We start from the raw sequence: 25,164 nt of genomic DNA, 5'->3' as shown, positions 1-25,164 counted from the left end.
CAACGCGTTAACCGTTATGCATCCAGCGCCTTCAACGGTTCAATATATTGCATGCCAAACTCCCTCGCGACAGCGAGATAAGTTACTGATCCATGGTGCGTGTTAAGGCCATATTGTAGCGCCCGATTCTTGCGTACAGCATCCAGTCCTTCCTCGGCCAGACGGAGCGTATAAACAGCGGTCTGTATATTGAGCGCGAATGTACTGGTTCGCGGAACCGCGCTGGGCATATTGGAAACACAATAATGTACGACTCCATCGAGCTCATAAGTGGGGTCGCTGTGAGTGGTAGGCCGCGTTGTTTCCACGCACCCTCCCTGATCAACCGCCACATCGACGATTACAGAACCTTTCCTCATATTTGGCAACATCCCGGCTGTGATCAGCCATGGCGCGCGTCCACCGGGTATCAAGACAGCGCCAATGACCAGATCGGCGCTATAGACCACCTCTTCGATATTATATTCGTCGCTGATACGCGTCTGCAGTTGGCCGCGATAAATGTCATCCAGATATTTAAGACGATCATGATTGATATCCAGTACAGTTACCTGTGCCCCGCATCCCACAGCTACACGGGCAGCGTTCGTGCCTACGATACCCGCACCCAGGATCGCGACATTAGCTGGAGCGACACCCGGAACCCCGCCCATCAATACGCCACGGCCGCCGCGCGTTTTTTGCAAATAGGTTGCACCGATCTGGGTCGCCATACGCCCTGCTACCTCGCTCATCGGCGTCAATAGCGGTAATTTTCCATCTTCGGTCTGGACCGTTTCGTATGCGATGGCTGTGGCGCCGCTCTCCAGCAGAGCGTCAGTGAGGGGCCTGTCCGACGCCAAATGCAGATAAGTGAAAAGAATCATGTCCCGACGCAGGTAACGATATTCAATCGCGGCCGGCTCTTTGACTTTAACTACCATTTGCGCCGCCCAGGCATCGTCAGCATGAGGAACAATCGTTGCGCCCGCTAATTGGTATTCTGCATCGGAAATAAAGCTTCCATCCCCTGCCCCGCTCTGTACGAGCACGTGATGGCCACGCCGCGTCAAGGCTTTGACCGTGCTTGGTGTCAAGCCCACCCGATTTTCGTGGTCTTTGATTTCTTTGGGTAGTCCGATCCGCATGGGTTTATTTCTGACTGTCGATGAGCAGAACAGAACCTTTCTTTAAAGAAGATTAATGTGAAATTGAGAGAATATGGATAGCGATCGGCTTCAACTTGAAGGTGAAACGCTTACGCTCCTTTTGGCTGTGACGCCTGCAACTCGACTTTTTTTAAGTATACAACCCGATCCCCGAACCACAGAAAAAATTTATCCTGGTAGGTATCCACTAAACCATTATTGGATGAGTCAAGGAACGGACTATCCGGGATCGAGCAGTTGCGCTTGCAAATGCTCGAGCACCAGTTCTCGTGTATCGACTCCCCGGTCAAGCGCTTTCTGGTAATCGAATGTAAGTGTCGAATGCCCTTCCCCGGGCACGACCACAGAACGGAAGCGCGACCGGGCGGATCCTGCCGGACCTTGCAGCGATGCTTCCAGCCGCTCGAATCGAGCCGCAGGGCAGCGAAAGTCGTCCTCGAAACGCAGCCCGAGCAATGACATTGTATCGGCACGATTGGATGCGAACGTAAGTTTTTCCGGCTCGACGTCCAGCGCTCCGGATTGAAAAAATGGAAGACTTGGCTGCGCCGCTACCGGTGCAAGGAGGGATGCCTCCACCATCATCGCGAAAATAAAGCCGCCGGTATAACACATGCCCACGGCGCCTACACCCGGTCCGCCACGCTCAGAATGTATTTTCCGGCACAATGCGCGCAGTACCATCGTGATGGGGCTTGATCTCCCCGCGCTGAGATTGTTGAATTCCTTTCGAATGCATAGGAATGGGGACTTCAAAAGGCCGAGCATCGGATGCTGAAGCGGACGGCCGAACAGGAGCGGCATGACAACGTGAAAACCGTGGCCCGCAATCCACTCCGCAAACTCGACTGTGTCCTGGGTAAGACCGGGCAATTCATGCAGGAGAATAACGCCCGGCCCATTCCCTTTTCCGTAGAGCATTAGCGAGTGATTGCCTGTCGCGAACGTTGCCTCGGAAAAGCCCTTGATCGCGCTCATGTACGCAGTCCATTATTTTGATGCTCTATCATAATAATGAACTTAGCCCTTTCGTCTCCGCATCCTGTCTAATGCTGCCGACGCTTCGTTGGAATTCGCTTCAACAAAGAAGCGACTATCCATTTACTATTTTGAATAAATAGCAGCGAGCAGCTTCTGAGGTACTCCGGTGAACGAATCACCATCATCATAACAGGCGGAGTGTGTTCCGATTTAAGTACCTCAAAACTTACAAAGCCTTGACCATCTCCTCGACCACCTTCTTTGCATCGCCAAAGACCATCATGGTCTTGTCCATGTAGAACAGGTCATTGTCGAGGCCGGCATAGCCCGCTGCCATGCTGCGTTTCACCACCATCACCGTACGTGCCTTGTGGGCATCCAGAATGGGCATGCCATATATCGGGCTGCCGGGAACGTTGGCGGCCGGATTCACTACGTCGTTCGCGCCCAGCACCAGCACCACGTCCGTGTTGGAAAAATCGCTGTTGATCTCATCCATCTCGAGCACTTGCTCATAAGGTATTTCTGCTTCCGCCAGCAACACGTTCATGTGTCCGGGCATGCGCCCCGCGACCGGATGAATCGCGAAACGCACGTTGACGCCCTTTGCGTGCAGCTTTTCCGCCAGTTCCTTAACGGAATGCTGCGCCCGTGCCACCGCCAACCCATAGCCGGGCACAATGATTACGCTGTCGGCGTTGCCCATCAAGAATGCCGCATCTTCCGCGCTGCCGCTGCGATGGGTTTTCTGGGTGCCATCGCCCGCCGCCGCGGCGCCTGTTTCGCTGCCGAAACCACCGAGTATGACCGAAATGAAGGGCCGGTTCATGGCCTTGCACATGATATAGGACAGAATGGCGCCTGAGCTGCCCACCAGCGAACCTGCAATGATCAGCATGGGGTTGCCAAGCGAGAATCCTATTCCCGCCGCCGCCCAGCCGGAATATGAGTTGAGCATGGAAATCACAACCGGCATATCGGCGCCGCCGATGGGGATAATGATGAGAAAGCCGAGCACGAAGGCAATAGCCGTCATTGTCGCAAAAGCGGTCCAGTTGGTAGTCTCGCTAAAGAAGAACCACAGGCCGAATCCAACCATCACGATTGCAAGGATCAGGTTGACCATGTGCTGCCCGCCAAAGGTGATAGGCGCGCCGCTCATGCGGCCGGACAACTTCAGGAACGCGATCACCGAGCCCGACCAGGTCATGGCGCCAATGAACGTGCCGAGGAACAGCTCCAGCCTGCTGCCCATCGGCAGCGTTTCAGGCAAACCAAACGAAGCAGGATTATTGACAGCGGCGATAGCGATAAATACCGCTGCCAACCCCACGAGCGAGTGCATGAATGCAACCAGTTCCGGCATCGCCGTCATCTGCACGCGACGGGCAACGATCGCGCCAATGGCGCCTCCCACCGCAATACAAGCGAGTATCAGCGCCCAGTTGCTGGTGATCGTAAGCGTGGTGACGACAGCAATCGCCATCCCGACCATGCCAAACAAGTTACCGCGACGAGCGGTCAGGGGCGAACTTAAACCTTTTAGCGCCAGAATAAAGAAAACCGAGGCGATAAGATACGCGAGTGCAACCGAATTTACCGACATTTACTAGCTTCCTTTTTTATCTTTTTTTCTGAACATTTCAAGCATTCGCTGCGTAACCAGGAAGCCGCCGAAGACATTGATTGCGGCCAGCGTGACGGCCACGGCTCCCAACCATACGCCCCAGTCGGTTTCAGCCGGTCCGGCGGCAAGCATGGCGCCCACCAGAATAATGCCGGAAATCGCGTTAGTGACTGACATCAGCGGCGTATGCAGGGCCGGCGTCACATTCCATACAACGTGATAGCCTACGAACACCGCCAATACGAATACAGTGAGATTAATAATGGTTGGATCAACTTCGCCAATCATGGCTGCTCCTTCTAATACGTTGACTGTTACTGTGAATAATGATTTATCTTCAAAGAACGGAAGCGGTGAAAAGCGTATATTCGGTTTTCGGTGTTCGCCATTAACGCTTCAAGCTTTCCGGACGACTTCCCCCCCGATGCAAACCAGTGTTCCGGCGATCACCTCGTCTTCACGGTTCAGGTTGTATTCTCCGGTCTTCGGGTCAAGCATCAGATTGAGAAAATTCATCAGGTTACGCGCGTACAGTGCGCTGGAATCTGCCGCTACCAATCCCGGCAGGTTGGCGATACCGACGAGATGGACGCCATGCTTCACTACGATCTTGTCCAGTTCCGACAAGGGGCAATTTCCCCCGGCCTCTACCGCCATATCAACGATGACCGATCCCGGTTTCATGGCTCGAACGGTTTCTTCCTTGATCAATACCGGTGCCGGCCTGCCCGGAATCAATGCCGTGGTAATGATGATGTCGGCTGCCGCGGCGCGTTGGTGCACCAGCTCGCCTTGGCGCCGCTGGTAATCATCGGACATTTCCCGGGCATAACCGCCAGCGGTTTCCGCCTGCGCTTTTTCTTCCTCGCTTAGCGGAACCTCGACAAATTTGGCACCCAGGCTTTCCACCTGTTCTTTTGCCACCGGACGCACATCGAACGCTTCGATCACCGCGCCCAGCCGTTTGGCCGTGGCAATTGCCTGCAGGCCCGCAACGCCCGCGCCGAGAACCAGCACTCGCGCCGCCTTTACGGTACCTGCCGCAGTCATCAGCATGGGGAAGAATTTCTGATAGACGTTGGCTGCCATCAGCACGGCTTTGTAGCCGGCGATATTCGCCTGGGAGGACAGCACGTCCATGCTCTGGGCACGGGAAATGCGGGGCAGTTTTTCCATCGCAAAGGCAGTGAGGCCGTGGCGAGCGAGCGCTTCAATGCCTTCGGCGTGATGCGGAGAAAGCAAACCCAGCAGCACGGCATCCTTGCGCATCAGCGCCAGTTCTGCGGGTTCCGGACTCCTCACTTTAAGCAATATTTGAGATTGTCCATACAGCTCCGCTGCGCTGGCCACGATGCTTGCACCTTCCGCCTGATACGCCGCATCGGGAATGCTCGCGCCGGCTCCCGCGCCAGACTGTACCAGAACAGTATTCAGACCTTTGGCGGTAAATTTCTTCACCGTTTCCGGTGTGGCCGCGACGCGGGTCTCTCCCCCGCGAATTTCCGCGGGTATGCCTATCTGCATTGCTAATCTCCCTTATTTTTTTAACGTGCGCTATTCTTCAGCAAACTGAAGCCGGACCGTAATGCTCCCGTTCGGCCCCCTGTTCGTCACGAAGCTCGGATTATAAATGAACCTGGGCTGGATGCATTGTCCGGATTAAGGAAAAACAGCTCATCCGGTAGAACTTCCTGTAGAGGCAGACATTGAGCGGTTTTGGAAAAGACCGCCGGAATCCCCGCTTTGCAGGAAAGACAACGATCCTTTCTGATGACCGGCTCCACAGAAACTTCAGGCGCTAACCGGATTCACTTGTTTCAAACAATGTGTAATCCACCGGGTGGTGAGCTTTTCCTGGACACTATTCTGGCGTAAACGCGACGCCAGCCCGCCGAAGTCGACCTGATCAAGTGGCTGATCCTGATTGAAACATGAAAAAACATAAGTAATCTCACCCGTAACCGGATCCTTATGAGGTTGCAGGCACTGCGCGCAAATCTCTTTCATCATGCACTGCATGGGCGAATTGATCGAGCCGATGGCGAAATGATCTGTTTTCAGGTAAGGCCGAAGCTTGTTATGACGTGCAGCGCCGACCGCCGCCATCATCCGGTCGGAACCGATGGCAATGATACGGTCGGCGTCAGACAATCGAACTTTCTGAGGACCCAACGCGCCGCTTCCATAAGCTGCCATCGCTTCCACGATATTTCCGACATAGCTGAGATCGCCCGGCCGTGAGGGTTTGAAACCCGGCGACTCGTCACAGCACCACACCACTATGTCGGCTGCCGCTTCGATTTCCGCTACCTTATAGCGGTCGATCAGTTTCTTGTAACCGGCAAAATACAAAATTTTCGATCCCGCGGCTCTTGCTGCCGCACCGATTGAAAACAACACCGCATTGCCCAATCCGCCGCCGACCAGCACAACGGTTTCATCAGGCAGAATTTCGGTTGGCGTACCGGTCGGGCCCATCAGGACTACCGGATCGCCGGGACTGAGCCTGGCGCACAAGTCTGCTGACCCCCCCATTTCCAGGGCAATCAGCGATACCAATCCACGGGATACGTCGACCGAGGCCCCCGTAAGGGCGATGCCCTCCATCGCCAGCTTCGTATCGCCCGCGGTAATGGCAAGTGTTGCAAAGTTCTGGAAGCGGTAGAACTGGCCAGGATGAAAACGTTCCACCGCCATCGGCGCATGCACGACCACTTCTATAATATTTGGAGTAAGCCGCTCGACCTTGTGCACCGTAGCGCGTAACTGTCCATTCATTTCGGCAAAAAAGAGCCAGGCGGGTTTCGTGGATGCCGGAGCCAGATGTTCAAGCACTGCGCTTACCACGGGATAACCCTGCTTGGCGCTGGACATCGCTTTTACGACGTTGCCGGAATAGGAAGGATGCAAATCACCGAAGAAGCTGATGAAACGTCCATCTTCGTTACGGCTCATCAGTACGCTGGCCGTTTCAGGCTTGGGATTGGCCCGCGGCGGACTGACCGGATCGCCATTTTCATCGCAAGCCGCGAAATAGCGGCCGTTCAGCTTGAAATTCTTATCGTCTTCTCTGGCGAGCACGGTGTTGGGTTGAGTGCCGGCCGCAACCAGAACGGCCCGCGCCGGCAATATGGTTTGTCCTGTCTTTTGCCATGATCCGGTTTCATCGAGGACCTGTATCGCGAACTGCACCGCTTCTGCATGTTCCCATTTATCGATATCCACTCGAACCGGCGTGAGGCCCTCGGCAAACCATATGCCTTCCTCCAGCGCTTTTTCCACTTCTTCGTGATTAAGGGTATACGAGGGGCTGTCGATGAGCCGCTTGCGATAGGCAATGGTGGCGCCTCCCCACGATTGGAGCAGTTCCAGGATACGCGGCGCCCGTCCTTCCTTTTCCGCTTCCTTGCGCTCCGCGCGAATGGCGCGCGCATGGCTGAGGAATTCCTCGGCAATCACACGCTCTTCCTCATCCCATGCAGCACGTATCGCGGCATCCCCCTGCACGGCGGTCAGAATTTCGTAACGACGCAGAAATTTGTCCACCTGGACCGGATAATAAGCCAGCGCCTCGGTAGCTGTATCGATGGCTGTCAGTCCTCCACCAATCACTACCACGGGCAAGCGCAACTGCATATTGGCGACCGAATTAACCTGAGCCGCGCCGCTCAACTGCAACGCCATCAGGAAATCGGATGCGGCACGAACCCCTCGCGCCAGCCCATTGGGCAGGTCGAGCACAGTGGGACGCCCGGCGCCCGCTGCAAGCGCCACGTGATCGAACCCCATCGCAAAGGCATCATCGGCGGTAAGCGTACCACCAAAACGGATACCGCCAAAAAGGGCAAACTCCTCTCGCCGCTCCAAAAGCAAACGGATCAGCTTGAGAAAATTTTTATCCCAGCGCACGGTGATGCCGTATTCGGCAACCCCACCAAATCCCCCCGGCATGCGCTCATCCAGATCTTCGGCAATTTCGTCGGCGTTTCGGATGGCTCTGAATGGAACATGCTCTCCCTGCTGGTTTACCCCGGAAATTTCCGGTGACAATGGCTCGATCTTGAGGCCGTCGACGCCTACCACGGTATGGCCGTCATTCATCAAATGGTGCGCCAGAGTGTATCCCGCAGGTCCCATGCCTACGACAAGCACCTTCCGGCCTGTCGGCGCCTTTGGTACCGGTCGGCGCAGATTAAGCGGGTTCCAGCGGGTGAGAAGGCTATATATTTCGAAGCCCCAGGGCAGTTCCAGTATATCCTTGAGCGTGCGCGTTTCAGCCTGGGGAATATCGACCGGTTCCTGTTTCTGGTAAATGCAGGACTTCATGCAATCATTGCAAATGCGGTGGCCGGTGCCGGCGCACATGGGATTATCCACCACAATCATGGCAAGGCCGCCGATCGCCACGCCTTGAGTCTTGAGTTTGTGAAACTCGGATATACGCTCTTCCAGCGGGCAACCCGTCAGCAGGACACCCAACTGGCTTTTCTTGAAAGCGGGAATTTCGTCGGGCGTTTTCGCCTTTTCCTTCATTCCCTTCGAGCACGAATCCTTTCCTTGTTCGTGGCACCAGATGCAATAATTCGCCTCATCCAGAGCCCCCACCAGATCGGTTCCCGGATCGGTGAGCGAAAAACCTTCCCGGCGCCGTATATGATGCAGCTTATGGACGGTATAGCCCGCGGTGCTATCGATATCCGTCGACAAAAGATGCAGAAAATCGAGCTTGGCCGGCGCCTTGAATAATACTCCGTCCCGGTTACGCTCTCGCCCCACGGATGTCTTCAACGCCCAAGCTGCATAGAGCAAAGCAGCCCTGAGCCGTTCTTCGTTCGCGTCTTCATCCAATAACCATTGGGTGACTTTACCTGCAAAGGTCAACTCAGAGAAAGGCGCTCCGAATTCAGCAACCAGTTTCTCTTCCAGCGCAATCCCATCTACCGCCGCTGCCTCCGCCTCGCTTACCTTGCTCATCGCCTTGCGTTGAACGAATTGTCTTTTGCAGGAATAAAGCGGGGCAAGCTGATGGTGACGGGCGGCAAGTGCACTGACCTCTCTCTCGATACCGAACAGTCTTGCAATAAAATCTTCCATCCATGGGGCAACCTCGATCAACAGAGCCGCTTCCGCTTTCCGGTCCAGACTATCAGGATGAGCACGGGCATGATCCAGACGAATGCGCAGTCCGGCTTCTCCTTCATGCAGAAATTCCAGGAATGCCTGATCCAGGCGCACAAGCCCTTCGCGGCGATATAGATCGGCAAAAGCCATGCCGAATCCAAGCACGGGAGAAGCTGCGGCATTTTCCGGTACAGGGTGGAGCGCCAATTGTAAACTTGTCATGATAAAGTCATCAAAAGTAAAAAGTGAATCAAAAAAGAGATGAAAAAGTTATAATGGATTATTAGGACATACCGTATAAAAAGTTTTACAGCGCCCTAAAAACCCTTTTCATCTTGTGCTTTTGCGTGGCCAAAAAATACAAAAGCGGCAAGGCCTCCTCTCCACCTTGTCCGCCCTTTTCAGCAAAATGACTCCGCGCACTGAAGCGGCCCTTTGCGCAGCACCATCAGAATCGATTGAAATTACCAGCTAATCTTTTGCCGGGCAGATCATGCCTGCAGCAACGGTATTGTTGTTGACTTCGTCAATGACGATAAAACTCCCTGTGGCATGATTACGCTGGTAGGAATCGTATGCCAAAGGCTGCTGTACTTTTAGCGATACCCGCCCGATGTCATTCATTTTCAAGGTATCTACCGCTTCATGATTCAACGTATTGATATCGACACGATACTCTATTCGGGAGACCAGCGCTTTTACGGTGCGCGTAGTGTGCTTGACCAGGTATTTGCGCCGCGGGTCCAGGCTCTGCTCCGACAACCAGCACAGCATCGCTTCAAATTCCCTCCCGACCCGAGGAACTTCGAGCGTCTTAACCAGCATATCGCCGCGGGAGATATCCAGGTGATCTTCTATGGTCAGCGTTACGGATTGTGGCGCAACCGCATCGTCGACACTCCCGTCATAAGTGACAATCTCCTTGATATGCGAAGTCAACCCGGAAGGCAAAACCTTCACCGCATCACCAACACTGATGAATCCAGATTCGATACGCCCCATGTAGCCCCGAAAATCGTGTAATTCCTCAGTTTGCGGCCGGCATACCAATTGCACCGGGAACCGGAAATCTTCAAGATTGATGTCGTGATCGATGGGAACGCTCTCCAGCAAATCCATCAGCGCCATGCCTTTATACCAGTTGAGCTTGTCTCCACGCTCGACTACCATATCGCCGTTCAAGGCAGACATCGGAATGTATGCGATATTGTTCAGTTTGAGTCCTGCGGCGAAAGCCGCGAAATCCTTGCAAATTCGCTCGAATACTTCTCGGGAATAGTCCACCAGGTCCATCTTGTTGACCGCTACCACCAGATGAGGGATGCCGACCAGGCTGGCGAGGTAGGCATGGCGGCGCGACTGGGTAAGCACACCCTTGCGCGCGTCGATCAGGATGATGGCAAGATTGGCCGTGGAAGCGCCCGTAACCATGTTACGCGTATACTGCTCGTGGCCCGGTGTGTCGGCAATGATGAATTTGCGCTTGGGCGTCGCAAAGTAACGGTAAGCCACATCAATGGTAATACCCTGCTCACGCTCCGCTTGCAGGCCGTCGGTAAGCAGCGATAGATCGACGCTCTCCATCCCGCGCCTGCTCGAAGTATGGGTAATGGCGCTCAATTGGTCCTCGAAAATGGACTTCGAGTCATGCAGAAGGCGCCCGATCAGCGTGCTTTTGCCATCGTCCACGCTCCCGGCGGTGATGAAACGCAAAAGCTCGCTATGATCGAATGAAATACTATCAATGGCTGACATTTAATACTCTTATGGAATTCTGGTTTCCGAAATATGCTGGTAATCGCGTCGGTGAAGAGAAACGCGAAGAAGGTCAGGTATTACCAGCATTCTACAAGGCTGAATTCTTGAGAAAAGCGGTATCACAACCTTATGAGGGAAAGATACACGTCAGAAATAACCCTCTTTCTTGCGCAATTCCATCGACGCGTCCGACGTCTGGTCGTCCATGCGAGTGGCGCCGCGCTCGGTAATTCGCGTAATGGCGGTTTCAGCAATGATTTCCGTCACGCTGACTGCAATCGACTCCACCGGGCAGGTGCAGCTCATATCTCCCACCGTCCGAAAGCGCACCATGAGGTTTTCCACTTCCTCGCCTTCCTTGAGCTCAACCAGGTGGGATACCGGCAGAAGACCGTTACCACGCCGGATGACATCGCGTGTGTGGGCGAAATAAATGTGAGGCACCTCTAATTCCTCGCGAGCAATGTATTCCCACACATCAAGTTCGGTCCAGTTGCTGATGGGAAATACACGAATATTTTCGCCTGGGTGCACGCGAGTATTGTAGATATCCCATAATTCCGGCCGCTGGTTCTTCGGGTCCCATTGACCGAATTCGTCACGGAAGGAAAATATGCGTTCCTTGGCCCGAGCCTTTTCCTCGTCGCGACGTGCCCCACCGATACAGGCATCGAAGCCAAATTCAGCGATGGCATCCAGTAGCGTCACTGATTGAAATGGATTACGGCTCTGGTTCTCCGAACGCAACACCACCCTTCCCTTCTTGATGGAATCGTCCATGCTGCGCACGATTAAACGCTCTCCCAATTGTTTGGCGCGGCGATCGCGGAATTCGATTACCTCGGGAAAATTATGTCCGGTATCGACATGCAGCAGCGGAAATGGAAAACGCCCCGGCCGAAAAGCTTTTTCCGCCAAACGCAGTAGTACGATGGAATCTTTTCCACCGGAGAACAGCAGGGCAGGATTGGCGCATTCGGCCGCAACCTCGCGCATGATATGGATGGCTTCGCTTTCCAGCGCATCCAGATGACCCAGATGCCTTGCAGGGCGGCGTTTAAGCGCCGCCCCCTCACTCTCCATTGCAAAATCCGGAACAGGGGTAGCAAATTCTTGTTTATCGTTCAATATGAGATCCATCAATCATCCCTCACGGTTTCACAAGCACGGACTTGATAGACGCCCGGCCCATGCCCTCTCTTATCCAAAGTTTTGACTTAACCCGGTGCGGGTAGATCCGTTACCCCGCCAAAAGCCGTTGTAGCGTTGTTAATGCGCCGTTTGTCCGAATGCAGACCGCACTCTTTGTTTTCCGGATCTTCCCACCACCAGCGGCCGGCACGCACATCTTCACCTGGGGTAATGGCACGGGTACAGGGCGCGCATCCGATGCTAGAGTACCCTTTGTCATGCAATACGTTGTACGGCACATCGAACTGTTTGAGATAATCCCAGACATCGGACAGGCTCCAGTCCAGCAACGGGCTGATTTTTTGTAAACCATTTCCCGCATCGAATTCCGATACCGCCAAATCCTTTCTGGTCAGCGCCTGATCGCGGCGTACACCGGTAATCCATGCGCGCTTGCCGCTCAAAGCGCGCTTCAGCGGTTCCACTTTGCGAATATGGCAGCATTTTTTACGCAGCTCCACACTGTCGTAGAAGCCGTTGGGCCCGTTGCGCGCGGTATATGCCTCCACCGCGGCGGATTCCGGAAAAAACACCGGCACATGAACGCCATAACGATCCGCCACTTTTCTCATAAGACTGTAGGTCTCTTCAGGCAGGCGTCCAGTATCCAGCGTGAACATTGCAATACCGGGATAATGTCGCGCAATGAGGTCAATCAACACCATGTCCTCAGCACCGAAACTGCAAGCGAAGGTGGCCGGCGCATAGTCTGCCTGCACGTTATCCAGCAATGCTCTCACTTCCGCAATCTTGTGATCCAGGCTCATATTACCGGCTCGATATGTGCATCAAAATTTATCAGACCATAACGGATGGCTGCGCTGCCCCGGATGCCGGCGATTTGGCTGAAGCAAGCGGAAAGGGCAACGCACCCGTCAGATCAAGCTGGCGATCGAAACCCAGGCAAAACTCTGCAACCTCCATTGTCCAGGCATCCAGGTCGGAGAACCATTTGGTCAGGTCATCGTCGTTCAACGCCTCGGCCGGGCGCGCAAAGTCCTCCGCAAACTGGGCCAACGCTTTGGCCAGGCGCGGCTTGGTAGGAAACACCCGGCGCAACTCTTCCGCCTGCATTTTCAAATCTTCGTGCTTCTGGCCGCCAAGCAATTCGGCCAGACCCTGGCCGATCAAGCGGGCCATCTCCTCGGCACACTTGGCCGAATCTTCGAATTTTCGCTGAAACTTGAGCGCATCCCGGTAATTCCGCTCATGAGCCGCTTCAAAGAAGATTGTGCCGATCTTTACCTGGCTCACCCCGGCGCACTCGCCCCCGCCCAGTTGCAGCACCTTGAAATCATTGTTGTTGCCATGATCGCGCAAGACCGACGCCAATTCTTCAGGCTTGACTTCCACCAGGTCCGCCAGCAGATCCGCGAAATAGGGTTTGTCCATCCGGTGTGCCCAGGAATAGAATGTTTCGCCCGATTCACGATTAGTATCAAAAGCGGACTGCACTCGCTTGATTGCCTCTTCGATGCGCGCGGTGGGTATGGACGGGCCTTTAAACGCCAGCGCGCCACGCGCCATGGCATTGCCGCCGAAATGCAGCTGATAATGCGGCACAAGCTTGCCGTGCATGCGCTTGCCTTCGCCGTATACGCCAATATCTCCAGCCTCGGGTTGGGCACAGCCGTTATGACACCCAGATACACGCATTTTAAGGTCATGCTTGCCGCCGCTTAGCTTGGGTCCGAGAATCGTGCTCGAAGTTATCCCCAAGCGGCAAGTCGATGTACCGGGGCAAGCCACCACATCATCACCCGCCTTAGGCACTCCCAGACCCAACGCAGCCAGTGCTGCACGCAAGGGTTCAATTTTAGCCTCCGGCACATCTGTCAGAAACATGTTCTGATCCTGGCTGGTACGAATGTCAGGCAGTTCGAGCGTTTCGCAAATATCGGCCAGACCACGCAAATGAGTCACACTCAGATTACCCATCGGCACACTGATCGGAAATACGTAATAGCCAAGCTGTTTTTGCGCGAAAATATGACGCGGCGCACCGAGACCGGGAACCTCGCTGTCGACACTACCATTACTCCATTCGCCTTTCGGATAATCCAGGGTTGCCAGTGCCGATTGAGTGCGCGACAACTCCTCACGGTATTTCTCGACAAAACCCTCGGGACCAAATTTATCCACCAGGAATTTAATTCTTGATTTAGCACGTTTAACGCGGTCGGAATAACGGTTGTGCAACTGGATAACCGCTTCCATCACGGGCAGCAGGTCCTTTTCTTCAATGAATTCTTCAATGACGATCGCTTCACGCGGCTTGTGCCCCAGGCCGCCTCCAGCCACCACCTTAAAACCGAATCGGGAACCATTACGTACCGCGATCACGCCCAGATCATGCATCATGCCTTGCGCACAGTCGGATTCACAGGCAGACAGGCTGATCTTGAACTTGCGCGGCATTTGTTGAGTCAGCGGATTCCGTAGCAAATGCTGGACCGTACCCTCGAGATGGGTCGTGACATCGACATTCTGGCGAGGGCATACGCCGGAAAGCGGGCAGGTCGTGATATTGCGAATGGTGTTGCCACAGGCTTCACGGGTCGTCAATCCAGCCTCGGCTAGATGGTGCAACACGGCCGGCGTTTGCTCGAGCGGCACGTAATGCATCTGGATATCCTGACGCGTAGTGATATGGACGACGTCATGGCGCGAGTAATTCTCCAGCGCACTGGCGATTTTTCTCAATTTCGGCGCACTCAGGCGTCCTCCCGGAAGCTTGATACGCACCATATTGACGCCTTCCTGCCGCTGGCCGTAGATCCCCATTTGCAGGCGACCCGCGGTAAAACGCGCGGCGTCCATATTCAGGTCCCGATACTCCTGTACCGACTGACCGTACGAATTGATTTCCTCATCATTAGCGAGGTGATCCAGCAGACTCATCTTATATCCTCCACAATTTATGGCTATCCGCCTGACGCCACAAGAACCCGAAAATGGATTACGTGCACGGCAGCATATTGGTCCATCTCTCCGCTGATTCGGCACTCCGCCTAGATTTCAGGAGAGGTGATATTCAAGCGGCCGAGTGAACCGAAATTCGCTTTTTCTTTTTAGCTCCCGCGCATCAGACCTGTCAAGACGCCCTGCCTGAAAGCGCAGTCGACGTCATATTGCGTCTCGAGGGCGACATAATAACAGGAACATATATATCGCGAAAGAATATTATGTTAGATTAACATAACCAAACCTTATTTAGACCGAATATGAAATTGCAACAATTGCGCTATTTATGCGAAGTCGCCAATCACGGCCTGAATTTATCCAAAGCGGCAGAATTCCTGCATACTTCTCAACCCGGGATCAGCAAGCAGATCCGCCTTCTGGAAAACGAGCTGGGGGTTGATATTTTTGTGCGTAACGGCAAACGCGTGGTTGAAACCACGCCGCCAGGACGAGCGATTCTTGAAATTGCCGAAAGAATGCTGAAAGACGCAAAAAACCTGAAACAAGTTGGACAGGAATTTGCCAACGAAGCCAGCGGCTCTCTTACCATTGCTACAACCCACACCCAAGCGCGGTATGCACTTCCCCCCGCGATCAAGGATTTTACCTTACGCTATCCCAAGGTGAAATTAATTTTGCGCCAAGGCAGCCCGACGCAGATCGCGGAACTGGTCAGTTCAGGCATAGCGGATATTGCGATCGCTACTGAAGCGATTGAACTGTTCGATGAACTGGTGATGCTACCATGTTATCAGTGGAACCGCTGCATTGTCGTCCCGCCGAGGCATCCGCTGCTTAAACTCAAGAAGTTGACACTGGAAGCCATCGCCGCATATCCGATTATTACTTACGACTTTGCTTTTACCGGGCGCTCGAGAATCAATCAGGCATTCGATGCAGAGGGATTGGTTCCCAATGTTGTGCTGACGGCCATAGACGCGGATGTCATCAAGACTTACGTAGAACTGGGACTGGGCATCGGCATCCTGGCGCAAATGGCATTTGAGCCCAAACGCGACAAGCACCTGAGGTCCATCGATGCAAGCCATCTCTTCGAGCCAAGCACAACGCGTATAGGCATAAGCCGCAATAGCTATTTGCGAGGATATGTTTATGATTTTATTGAAATATTTTCCCCCCATCTTGATCGCGCCACAGTGAAGGCCGCGATGATAGAGCGTTCGTGAGCACGATGATGCCGCCAACGGGCAGTTAATCCTAAATCCGGCAGTTTACCGCTTGTCTTCTGATTTAACGCTATAATCGAAAAGGATTGAAAGAATTTTTCGTACTCCGTGAGCTTCACCTTCTTCGTACTCGCTACAAGGCGGATTGAACAGTTTTTGCGGCACAGCGCTGCGTTGCAACTCCTTGGAATGGAATGGCGCCCCAAAGCGTCGCCCGAGGGACCCGCGAAGCGGGGATCGGGCAGCGGAGGGGATGCCATGATCGCGTTCCGCACGCAAGGGGGCGCCTGCATCCCGCTTCGGGGTTGCACCTTCCTGCGGAAGGGACTGCTCCGCCCTACGCGGTCGCATTCCGCGTCCTTGCGTCTTGCTCTGCACCCCAAAAACCGCTCACTCCACCTCGTCCAACTGCCGGATTTAGAATAATGGCAGTAAATTTTTGTTGAATTTGCTTATGAATGCAATCAAGCCGCTACCCGACCTGCTCATTAGCCAGATTGCGGCCGGAGAGGTAGTGGAGCGTCCCGCCGCGGCACTCAAGGAAATGCTGGAGAATAGCGTAGACGCGGGGTCCACCGAAGTCACCGTACAACTTTTCCAGGGTGGCATCAAACTGATCCGGGTAGCGGATAACGGAACAGGAATTTCCAAGGATGATCTGCAGCTTGCGCTTGCCCGACACGCCACCAGCAAGATCGATTCCCTGGAAGATTTACAAAAAGTAGCGAGCCTCGGTTTTCGGGGGGAGGCGCTGGCAAGCATCGCTGCCGTTTCGCGGCTTGCGCTGGCGAGCCGCAGGGCTGAAGAAAAGCATGCCTGGCGGATAGAAACCGAAGGGGGCCGGCTGTCAACGCCCGAACCCGCCGCACTTTCCCGCGGCACCACGGTGGAAATGCATGATCTCTACTTCAACACCCCTGCCCGGCGTAAATTTCTAAAGACCGAAGTTACTGAATTATCCCACTGCGAGGAAGTATTCAAGCGCATTGCCTTGTCGCGCGCAGATATCGCGTTCTCGCTACAACACAACGGCGTCGTACGCAACCACTTACGTGCGGCGGACGCACGACTTCGCATCGAGGCGATACTGGGCAATGAGTTCAGCGAAACTTCGGTAGTCATAGAGGAGCAGGCGGCGGATTTGCGTCTTTGGGGCCTTGCGGCATCGCCCGCCTATTCCCGGTCTTCTCGAGACGCCCAGTATTTTTTTGTCAATGGACGGTTCGTGCGTGACAAATTGATCGCGCATGCGCTACGTGAAGCCTACCGGGATATACTCCATCTGGATCGGCACCCGGCTTTTGTCCTATTCCTCGAAATGAATGCCGAGGGCGTGGATGTGAATGTGCATCCCACCAAGATCGAGGTAAGGTTCCGCGATCCGCGCGCGCTGCATCAATTCGTCTTTCATGCAATCGATAAAGCGCTGGCATCGCCGCAGCCCCTATCCGCCGCGTCTTTCCCCGCGGGCGGAAGACGGCAGGAAAGCAGTGACCACAGTGAGACTGGCGCTGGCGCTCCAACCGCCGCGTTTTCCGCTTATTCGCGACAAAATACCATACCGCTTGCTCCGCCTTTAGGCATAGCCCAATCACAGGCGTTCTACCCTGCGCTGTTCGGTGCCGATAGCCGCAACCCAGAATCGGCGGAAACTCCGACAGCACTTCCCGGTACCGGGAAGTGCGACGTTCCGCCATTGGGTTTCGCCTTGGGGCAACTCCTCGGCATTTACATTCTTTCGCAGAATGAACGCGGGTTGCTTATCGTGGATATGCATGCCGCGCACGAGCGGATTCTGTATGAGAAACTCAAATCAGCGCTGGATAACCATACGCTCTCGATGCAGCCCTTGCTGATCCCGGCGATATTTCACTCGGATAGCCTGGACGTTGCCGCGGCTGAAGAAAATAGCGCGACTTTACGAGAACTTGGGTTTGAAATCTCCGCACTTTCGCCAACCATGCTGGTGGTGCGGTCGGTACCGGCCACGCTCAAGGATGCTGACGTAGTGAAGCTTGCACGCGACTTATTGACCGAAATCCGCGAGTTCGGCGCCAGCCGCGTACTGACCAGCAAACGTAACGAGATTCTTTCCACCATGGCTTGTCACGGCGCAGTTCGCGCCAACCGCGTATTGACCGTCACGGAAATGAATGCCTTGCTACGTGAAATGGAAGCAACCGAACGCGCCGGCCAATGCAATCACGGCAGGCCCACCTGGTTCGAAATCAGTCTTGCGGATCTCGATAAGATGTTCATGCGCGGCAGATGAGCCTGATGCCGGCGCTCAGACCGCGTCTCCGCATGGCGCCTCGCCTGGAAAGGCTGGATTGCCAAATTTGCCGGCAGGATGGGGTGCGTAAAGAACAGGAAAACCAGGCCATTTTTATGGAAAGCCCATATCGGATTGTGACCGGTAATGAAAAGTAAGCTGCTGGGGGATATTTCGGTGGGAAATTTTCTCCGGGATTACTGGCAAAAGAAACCTTTGCTCGTGCGCGGAGCCCTGCCAGGATTTCAGGGTCTTCTGACTCGCGAGGACCTTATCAATCTCGCCTGCCATGACGACGCGCAGTCGCGTCTGATAACCCGGAAGAAGGGAAAATGGGGGGTTAGGCATGGGCCTTTCACATCTCGCGTTTTTTCACGTATGCCGGCAAAAGACTGGACGCTGCTGGTGCAGGACATCAACCACTTCTTACCGTCAGCCCGTGAATTGCTACTGAAATTCAATTTCATCCCGCACGCTCGTCTTGATGATTTGATGGTCAGTTATGCCCCTGAGGAAGGGAGCGTCGGGCCTCATTTCGATTCATACGATGTCTTTTTGCTCCAGGGCATGGGGCGCAGAAACTGGCAGATCTCAGCCCAGCAGGATAAAAGGCTGGTGACGGACGCACCGCTAAAAATCCTGCGGGAATTCAGACCTGAACAGGAATGGATGCTGGAACCCGGCGATATGCTGTATCTGCCCCCCAACTATGCACATCATGGGGTCGCTAAAGGCCATTGCATGACCTATTCCATCGGTTTCCGAGCGCCAACCTATCAGGAGCTCGTTATTCAATTTCTCGTTTACCTGCAGGATCACACCGAAGTTGAGGGAATTTATCATGACCCGAATCTTGACTTCCAATCGCACCCGGGACGCATCAGCCCGGATATGTTGCAACAGGTGGAAGCAGTGCTCAGCAAGATCAGCTGGGGCTCGACTGATATAGAACGTTTCCTGGGAATCTACCTGACCGAGCCTAAACATCATGTTTTTTTTACGCCACCGTCGAATCCCGTAACTCAGCAGGAATTCGCGTATCAGGTTAAAGAAGGAAAGCTGCAACTGAATCTAAAAAGCCGAATGTTATGCAGAGGCAAAAATATTTTTTTGAATGGCGACGCGTATACTGCAGGCGCCGCGGCATGCAGGCTGCTTGGAAAATTAGCCGATCACCTTGCGCTGCCAATGGTGGAAGAGCTCGACGATGAGGCTCTGGCCCTGCTTTACCCGTGGTACCTCTATGGTTATGTCGAAATAGTAAAGGTACCGGCAGACGTGGCATAATTTCACTAGCTTATAGGCTAGCGGCGGAACGGACGAGCTTATCCGGACTACAAATTTTGTAACGGCGAAAGCGTAGTCTGGGCCATCAAAATTTACCGCGCTGTAGAGGTAAAAACTGTTGGCCGGCATTCCGCCAAATGCCTGTAAGGCTCGCCCATCGACGATTTGCCGCTATTTCTTGGAGCTCTGAGAGGCAACGACTAGACAACATTTCTGAATTCTGCTATTAAGATAGTGGCTATTAAAAATGGTCGTTTCTCAGATTTATGGTCGTTTCTCAGATATGGCCGAAACGCTCGTATAATTTATTCGTCTAAACCTATAAAGGAGATTAAAACAATGAAATACTCGCTCCTCGCCGCCGCCTTGGTGACACTGACCTTTAGCGCTTGTGATCAAATGAGAGAGAAAACCCCGGGGGAAGGAAAACCGGGGCAATATCCACCCAGCCTTTGGGATAAACGTGAAGGGCAACTTAGTGATGCGGAAATTGATGCGGCACAGAAAGAAAGCGCTGCTGAAGCCGAATCAAAAAAATCCACTGACGACAAGCCCGCAAATTAATCGTAATGGGGCAGAATTGATAATGCCGTCCTCCGGGGCGGCATTTTTCATGTGCGCCTAGCATGGGCACACTCTTGTGGGTGAAAGTCCCACCGTAAGTTGATCACAGCGAACGAAGCAAAGCACAACTGCGTGAGGGTGACTAAGCGTGGGGAGGAAGCGTGAAGCGAAGCTGCGATCCGATGAAGAAGAACCGGATGGAAGACGCAACCGACCCAGGCGAACGAGCATGAACCGCGCATCCCCGACGCTGGAGTAATCCGGCTGATCCGGGCGTATCTGAACAGCCGCATCATGAGTGAGGGCGTGGTACAGGAACGGTATCACGGGACGCAGACTGATTTGGCTGCCCCTACGCCGATCGGTAAATGATTTCCGGAAAACGACCTACTTCGTATGGCTAGTTTGAATGATCCGGGAGCTTTTGTTACACTACGGTTTCTCTTTGAAACTATAGGATGAATTAATATGAAATACATGCTCCTCGCCGCTGCCGTAACGGCATTGACGCTGACCGCTTGTGACGGCAAAAAACATCCTATGGATAAGCCGCCTCCCTCCGCTTCGGTTGAACGTGACTCAGCGCCCAATTTTGACGAACTTGATAAACCTTCGGCCGACGTTGCGGCGGGCGGTCAGGGCGCGACAAGTGATGGTGATGTAAAAAAAGAAGAACCTGCCAAATAAAAAACTGATGTGATTATTCATCAATAGGGTCTACAAGATCAATGACTCAATCGAAAGCTCGCGGATACCAAACTCAGCCACAGTTTTGAGGTAATTTCGACTTGTTTGGGGGTATTTTTGCTATATAATATGATCCGCGACAACCTATTTCTATTTTTATTAAGGACTCCCCGATAATGAAACTATCACTTCTTGCCGCTGCTTTGATGGCACTTGCTCTCACAGCGTGCGACAGACCAAAACAAGCCTTGCCTGAGAATTCCACTACATATGGAACCAGAACAGAAGAAGGCACGACGATGGATCAAGAACGTGCCGCTGCCGGTACCCCAACTGAACAAACTGCCGCTGCTCCGGATGGCGAGGACGAATTCTCAGGCCAAGCCGTTCTCCCCGGGCACGCGCTTGATGGCAATGGCAACCCCATAAAGGAAGGTCAAAGCGCCATCCCAGCCGCTCACTAATAAAGTGCGCAGGCAAAAAAAAGCCATCCTCAGGATGGCTTTTTTATTGATCAGAAGCGCACTGGATAACCTCGCATCAACCTCCATATCATCCATTTGCGGAACTCGTTGTCCGGCCTGCGCCTGAAAAGCAAAACGTTTTTGCCACATTAAGTTTAAGTTTTAAATCAACTTGGAGAGAATTAGATAATGAGACTCACATTACTTGCTGTAACCCTTGCGGTACTCGCCATGACCGCCTGTGGCAAGCCAAACCAGGCACTTCCCGAACAGGAAAAAGATAATTTCGCCAAGATTACATCGCAATCGGCCGCCCCTGCTGAGCCGGATTCCGCTGCTGGAGAAAGCACAGGCGATTCTGCTGACAGCGGCCCTTCGTCCACCGAAGCGAAATAGATACCAGGGTCGAGTCCGCCTAAGAAAGATAGCGTTATGTTGGCGACACCGGCGAAACAAAAAAAATGGTTTTGAATGTGCTGAAGTAAGCAATATCCCACCGAAAAAAGCCGCCCTCCACTTGAGATGGGGCGGCTTTTTTCGTTCCACAGGTTGTATCTACAAACTGAACCATGCAATGAGTCTTTCAGATCAGCTGGCGCCAGCTAAAGCCATCGCTTTGATCCGCGACGCCAATCCAGTCTACTTCACAGTTCAAGGCGCTGCTCAGCATTGTTTGCGCAAGCAGCGGAGTATTGTTTTTTTGGCTCAAATGCGCCGCGATCACGTGTTGAAGGCGGCTGCAGTCAAGACTTGCCAGAAGATTCGCTGAGGCAGTGTTCTCGAGGTGGCCCAGACGCCCCCCTACGCGTCGCTTGAGACTTTGCGGATAATTGCCGTTTGCGAGCATCTGCGCGTCGTGATTGCATTCCAGCACCAGCGCATGGCAGTGGCTCAAGATCGCCTCGATGTGGGGGGTGGAACACCCGGTATCGGTCAGAACGCCCAGCCGCGATGCGCCATCGCCAAATACAAACTGCGCGGGTTCCTGAGCGTCGTGTGGAACCGGATAAGGCTCAATCTCGATGTCCCCGATGGAGAAACGCTGGTAGTCCTCTATAACATTAACTCCCGGCAATAACGCAAGCGCCTTCTCTGCACTGCGCAGGGTACCGTGCGTAAGCCATACCGGAGTGCCAAATTTGCGCGCAAAGCGTGCTACTCCACCGATATGATCGTCGTGCTCGTGAGTGACGACAATTGCATCGATCATGCCGGGCTCGAGGCCGAGCCGTGCAAGCCGAATGACGGTTTCCTTCAATGTAAAACCGCAATCCAGCAGCAATCGGGTATCCGCTACTTCGACTACAAGACCGTTACCTTGTGAACCGCTACCTAAACAGGCAAAACGCATGTTTGATCAGAAAGAAAAAGTTTTGAAAAAAAACAATACAGAGACATGAGAGAGCCGTTCGGTCTTTTCGGCATACAGGTCGACCTCCGGATTTGTGCCACCCATTGAACCTGAATCCAGTCGGCCCACTGTTTTCCCCGGGCTGGCAACGAGGCCCGATGATCGAAAGGGATTTTTTGTACCCCGTGAGTTTCGTTTTGTTGGGGTTAGCTTGCTCAGGAGGATTCAGGATTATACGTTAACGGGGGGCCCTGGCTTGAGAACCCTGTTACTACCTGAAAGTAATTCGAATATTTTATCCGGGGGAAGCGGCCGCGCAAAATAATAACCCTGGATTTCGTCGCACCCGCGCTCACGCAGGAAATCGAGTTGTTCAACCGTTTCCACGCCTTCGGCTACCACCCTGACATTAAGGCTGTGGGCCATGTCGATAATTGCGGTTGTGATTGCAGCGTCCGCCGAATTTGTAGTAATTTCCATAATAAAGGAACGGTCGATTTTCAACACATCGATAGGGAATCGTTTTACGTAGGCGAGGCTCGAATAGCCGGTCCCGAAGTCATCAATCGAAATCTGGACCCCCAGTATTTTCAATCTCTTGAGAATACCGGTTGTTTTTCTGGCGTGCGTCATCAGCGAACTCTCGGTCAGCTCTAATTCCAGCAAATCGGAATCGATACTGTTCTCCCTCAGCGCTCTTTCTGTTTGCAATTCAAATTCAAGCAATTCCGGATGCACATCGTTCTCCTGCGTCGCCCGAATGACGTCCTCGTTGAGCGTACTCTGAAGGAATTGCCTGCCGGACACATTGACCGATATCGGAATTTCCCCTGCTCCCGCGCGACGCCACTCCGCGATCTGCCTGCATGCACTATCGATAACCCAGGCGCCCACCCGGTTGATCAATCCGGTTTGCTCGAGATCTGGTATGAATTCCGCAGGCGCGACGAAACCGTACCCTGGACGCTTCCATCTTATCAGTGCTTCCACCCCCGTGATCCGGCCCATCGAGAGCTCGACTTTCGGCTGATAATGTAAAACGAATTCATTTCGGTCGAGGGCCTCCCGCAGCGCATTTTCCTTATCCAGCTTCTCGATTGCCCGTGCGTTCATTTCTGCCGTAAAGAAACGATAAGTATCTCTGCCAGCCCTTTTTGACCGATACATCGCGGCATCGCCATTTTTGATAAGGGTGTCCGCATCCATTGAATCCGACGGATAAATGCTGATTCCGATGCTTGCTGTTACTGTGATTTGATGACCCTGCAAGGTGAAAGGTTGGCGTAATGCTTCCCGGATCTTGCTCGCAACCATGCTCGCATCCCCTGAACCGTCAGGAGTAACGAGTATGCAGCCAAACTCATCGCCACCCAGCCGCGCAACCATGTCGGTGATACGCAAGCACTCCAGTAGACGATGGCTGAACTGACGCAGCAATTCGTCCCCCAACGCATGCCCCAGCGCGTCGTTTATACTTTTGAAATTATCGATACCGATAAATAGCAGGGAGATGATACGGTGATTCATTTCGGCTTGTTTGATGATCTTCTGGACCGATTCATCAAACAGAATACGGTTGGGGAGGCTGGTAAGAGCGTCATAATGCGCAAGCTGCGGTAGCTGTTGGTCAGCCTCCCTGCGAAGCGTAATGTCTTCCATCATCCCTACAACTCGATATACCCCCATCGAATCCTTTATCGGAAAGGTGCGGGAATGCATCCAGCGTATCGTATTATCCGGTAGGAGCAGCCGATAATCATGATCGGCTCCGCCGTGCGGCAACTCGGCCGCTTCACGAATGACTCGTTCCATATCTTCCGGATGAACCGCCTCGAGAAATTTTTCCGGCGTGTCGGAGCGCGCGATACGCCGGCCCGTCATCTTCTCCCAAGCGGGGTTGACGTAACGAAACGTTTTATCATGGATATCCCATATCCAGAAGATTTGAGGGAGGTTGGCGGCAAGCTGATCGACCAGCTCTCCCGTTTCGTTCTGGGCAGCCGTCCGCACGTTTTGCGTGGCGTCAAGGCCCGAAATAAATCGTTGCAGCTCTTTCTGCAGCAATTTGATTTCCAGCACATCATGGATATGAGTCAATACGTTGAGGCGGTCAAAGGGCTTGGTGATAAAGCCTTTCGCACCGGCACGCAATGCCCGCTCCTTATGCTCCGGCTGGGCAGTGATCACCAGAACAGGGAGACGTCCGTCCGATTCAAGCCGGGGCCCGGCCTCGCGATCTATTTCTGATTCGACCAGCCTCAGGCCTTCCATTACCTGGAATCCATCCATTTTTGGCATCATCAGGTCGAGCAGAATGAGATCATATCGATTAGCGCGATGGAGATCACAAACTTCGAGCGGATCCACTGTCGAAGCAATTGATGTGTAGCCAGCGGCAGAGAGCATGGCACGGATCAGTTCGACATTAACTCTCCTGTCGTCCACGATCAGGATGCTGGCATTGAGAATATCGGAAGAAGTCGTCATGGAGCTCTACTTAATGTTTTGTCAAAACCATTAGCAATGGTTTATCCGTATTGGTTGCCCATCTTTGGCCCATCT

Annotated in this window: 20 protein-coding genes; 7 read left to right on the top strand and 13 right to left on the bottom strand. The window is 53.6% G+C overall.

What is annotated here, in order from left to right; all coding sequences use genetic code 11:
- Nucleotides 1–14 precede the first annotated feature (14 nt).
- The 10 genes from ald to BLS94_RS10890 form a co-directional block, all read right to left on the bottom strand.
- Entirely contained in the window at nt 15–1,127 is a 1,113-nt protein-coding gene (gene ald, locus BLS94_RS10935; protein ID WP_090960893.1) for an alanine dehydrogenase, read from the bottom strand.
- A gap of 240 nt (nt 1,128–1,367) precedes the next feature.
- Nucleotides 1,368–2,126: a dienelactone hydrolase family protein gene (locus BLS94_RS10930; RefSeq protein WP_090960890.1), complete on the bottom strand. Its 759-nt coding sequence runs from the start codon at nt 2,124–2,126 to the stop codon at nt 1,368–1,370.
- Nucleotides 2,127–2,355: 229 nt separating this feature from the next.
- On the bottom strand, nt 2,356–3,735 hold the full coding sequence (locus tag BLS94_RS10925) for an NAD(P)(+) transhydrogenase (Re/Si-specific) subunit beta (protein ID WP_090960887.1): 1,380 nt from the start codon (nt 3,733–3,735) through the stop codon (nt 2,356–2,358).
- A 3-nt stretch (nt 3,736–3,738) separates the two neighbouring features.
- On the bottom strand, nt 3,739–4,044 hold the full coding sequence (locus BLS94_RS10920; protein WP_025041967.1) for an NAD(P) transhydrogenase subunit alpha part 2: 306 nt from the start codon (nt 4,042–4,044) through the stop codon (nt 3,739–3,741).
- A 108-nt stretch (nt 4,045–4,152) separates the two neighbouring features.
- Nucleotides 4,153–5,280: a Re/Si-specific NAD(P)(+) transhydrogenase subunit alpha gene (locus BLS94_RS10915; protein WP_090960884.1), complete on the bottom strand. Its 1,128-nt coding sequence runs from the start codon at nt 5,278–5,280 to the stop codon at nt 4,153–4,155.
- 267 nt (nt 5,281–5,547) lie between these two features.
- The gene (locus BLS94_RS10910) at nt 5,548–9,099 is read right to left on the bottom strand and encodes an FAD-dependent oxidoreductase (RefSeq protein ID WP_072766742.1); all 3,552 of its coding nucleotides are present in this window, start codon (nt 9,097–9,099) and stop codon (nt 5,548–5,550) included.
- A 249-nt stretch (nt 9,100–9,348) separates the two neighbouring features.
- A complete protein-coding gene (gene cysN / locus BLS94_RS10905) occupies nt 9,349–10,632 on the bottom strand; it encodes a sulfate adenylyltransferase subunit CysN (protein WP_090960881.1) in 1,284 nt (427 codons plus the stop codon).
- 150 nt (nt 10,633–10,782) lie between these two features.
- Nucleotides 10,783–11,718, bottom strand: coding sequence for a sulfate adenylyltransferase subunit CysD (gene cysD, locus BLS94_RS10900; RefSeq protein WP_072767051.1), 936 nt, complete (start codon nt 11,716–11,718; stop codon nt 10,783–10,785).
- Nucleotides 11,719–11,852: 134 nt separating this feature from the next.
- On the bottom strand, nt 11,853–12,593 hold the full coding sequence (locus BLS94_RS10895) for a phosphoadenylyl-sulfate reductase (protein WP_090960877.1): 741 nt from the start codon (nt 12,591–12,593) through the stop codon (nt 11,853–11,855).
- 31 nt (nt 12,594–12,624) lie between these two features.
- The gene (locus tag BLS94_RS10890; protein ID WP_090960873.1) at nt 12,625–14,727 is read right to left on the bottom strand and encodes a nitrite/sulfite reductase; all 2,103 of its coding nucleotides are present in this window, start codon (nt 14,725–14,727) and stop codon (nt 12,625–12,627) included.
- A 323-nt stretch (nt 14,728–15,050) separates the two neighbouring features.
- On the opposite strand from BLS94_RS10890, the gene cysB reads away from it, so the two are divergent.
- On the top strand, nt 15,051–15,977 hold the full coding sequence (gene cysB, locus BLS94_RS10885) for an HTH-type transcriptional regulator CysB (protein WP_072766738.1): 927 nt from the start codon (nt 15,051–15,053) through the stop codon (nt 15,975–15,977).
- 45 nt (nt 15,978–16,022) lie between these two features.
- On the opposite strand, the gene BLS94_RS10880 is transcribed toward cysB, so the two are convergent.
- The gene (locus BLS94_RS10880) at nt 16,023–16,328 is read right to left on the bottom strand and encodes a hypothetical protein (RefSeq protein ID WP_090960870.1); all 306 of its coding nucleotides are present in this window, start codon (nt 16,326–16,328) and stop codon (nt 16,023–16,025) included.
- Between the two features lie 103 nt (nt 16,329–16,431).
- Here BLS94_RS10880 and mutL point away from each other — a divergent pair, with 103 nt between their 5' ends.
- The 6 genes from mutL to BLS94_RS10850 all read left to right on the top strand — a co-directional run bounded on the left by mutL (nt 16,432) and on the right by BLS94_RS10850 (nt 21,647).
- Nucleotides 16,432–18,249 carry a DNA mismatch repair endonuclease MutL gene (gene mutL / locus BLS94_RS10875; protein WP_090960867.1) on the top strand — a complete coding sequence of 606 codons (1,818 nt, stop codon included), beginning with the start codon at nt 16,432–16,434 and terminating at the stop codon, nt 18,247–18,249.
- A 147-nt stretch (nt 18,250–18,396) separates the two neighbouring features.
- A complete protein-coding gene (locus tag BLS94_RS10870; RefSeq protein WP_090960864.1) occupies nt 18,397–19,536 on the top strand; it encodes a cupin domain-containing protein in 1,140 nt (379 codons plus the stop codon).
- Between the two features lie 339 nt (nt 19,537–19,875).
- Nucleotides 19,876–20,100 carry a hypothetical protein gene (locus tag BLS94_RS10865; RefSeq protein WP_072766735.1) on the top strand — a complete coding sequence of 75 codons (225 nt, stop codon included), beginning with the start codon at nt 19,876–19,878 and terminating at the stop codon, nt 20,098–20,100.
- A gap of 468 nt (nt 20,101–20,568) precedes the next feature.
- Nucleotides 20,569–20,787, top strand: coding sequence for a hypothetical protein (locus tag BLS94_RS10860; RefSeq protein ID WP_090960861.1), 219 nt, complete (start codon nt 20,569–20,571; stop codon nt 20,785–20,787).
- Between the two features lie 176 nt (nt 20,788–20,963).
- Nucleotides 20,964–21,251 carry a hypothetical protein gene (locus tag BLS94_RS10855; protein ID WP_072766733.1) on the top strand — a complete coding sequence of 96 codons (288 nt, stop codon included), beginning with the start codon at nt 20,964–20,966 and terminating at the stop codon, nt 21,249–21,251.
- Nucleotides 21,252–21,440: 189 nt separating this feature from the next.
- Complete coding sequence (locus BLS94_RS10850) at nt 21,441–21,647, top strand: hypothetical protein (RefSeq protein ID WP_090960859.1); 207 nt, start codon at nt 21,441–21,443, stop codon at nt 21,645–21,647.
- Between the two features lie 187 nt (nt 21,648–21,834).
- Here BLS94_RS10850 and BLS94_RS10845 read toward each other — a convergent pair whose 3' ends face one another.
- A complete protein-coding gene (locus BLS94_RS10845; RefSeq protein ID WP_090960856.1) occupies nt 21,835–22,602 on the bottom strand; it encodes an MBL fold metallo-hydrolase in 768 nt (255 codons plus the stop codon).
- A 231-nt stretch (nt 22,603–22,833) separates the two neighbouring features.
- Entirely contained in the window at nt 22,834–25,089 is a 2,256-nt protein-coding gene (locus BLS94_RS10840) for an EAL domain-containing response regulator (RefSeq protein WP_090960853.1), read from the bottom strand.
- Nucleotides 25,090–25,164: the final 75 nt, after the last annotated feature.

It is taken from the genome of Nitrosospira sp. Nsp18, from assembly GCF_900103145.1.
Lineage (GTDB): Bacteria > Pseudomonadota > Gammaproteobacteria > Burkholderiales > Nitrosomonadaceae > Nitrosospira.
Note: the sequence above shows the minus strand (reverse complement) of the source record. Positions and strands in the feature narration are given on the sequence as shown.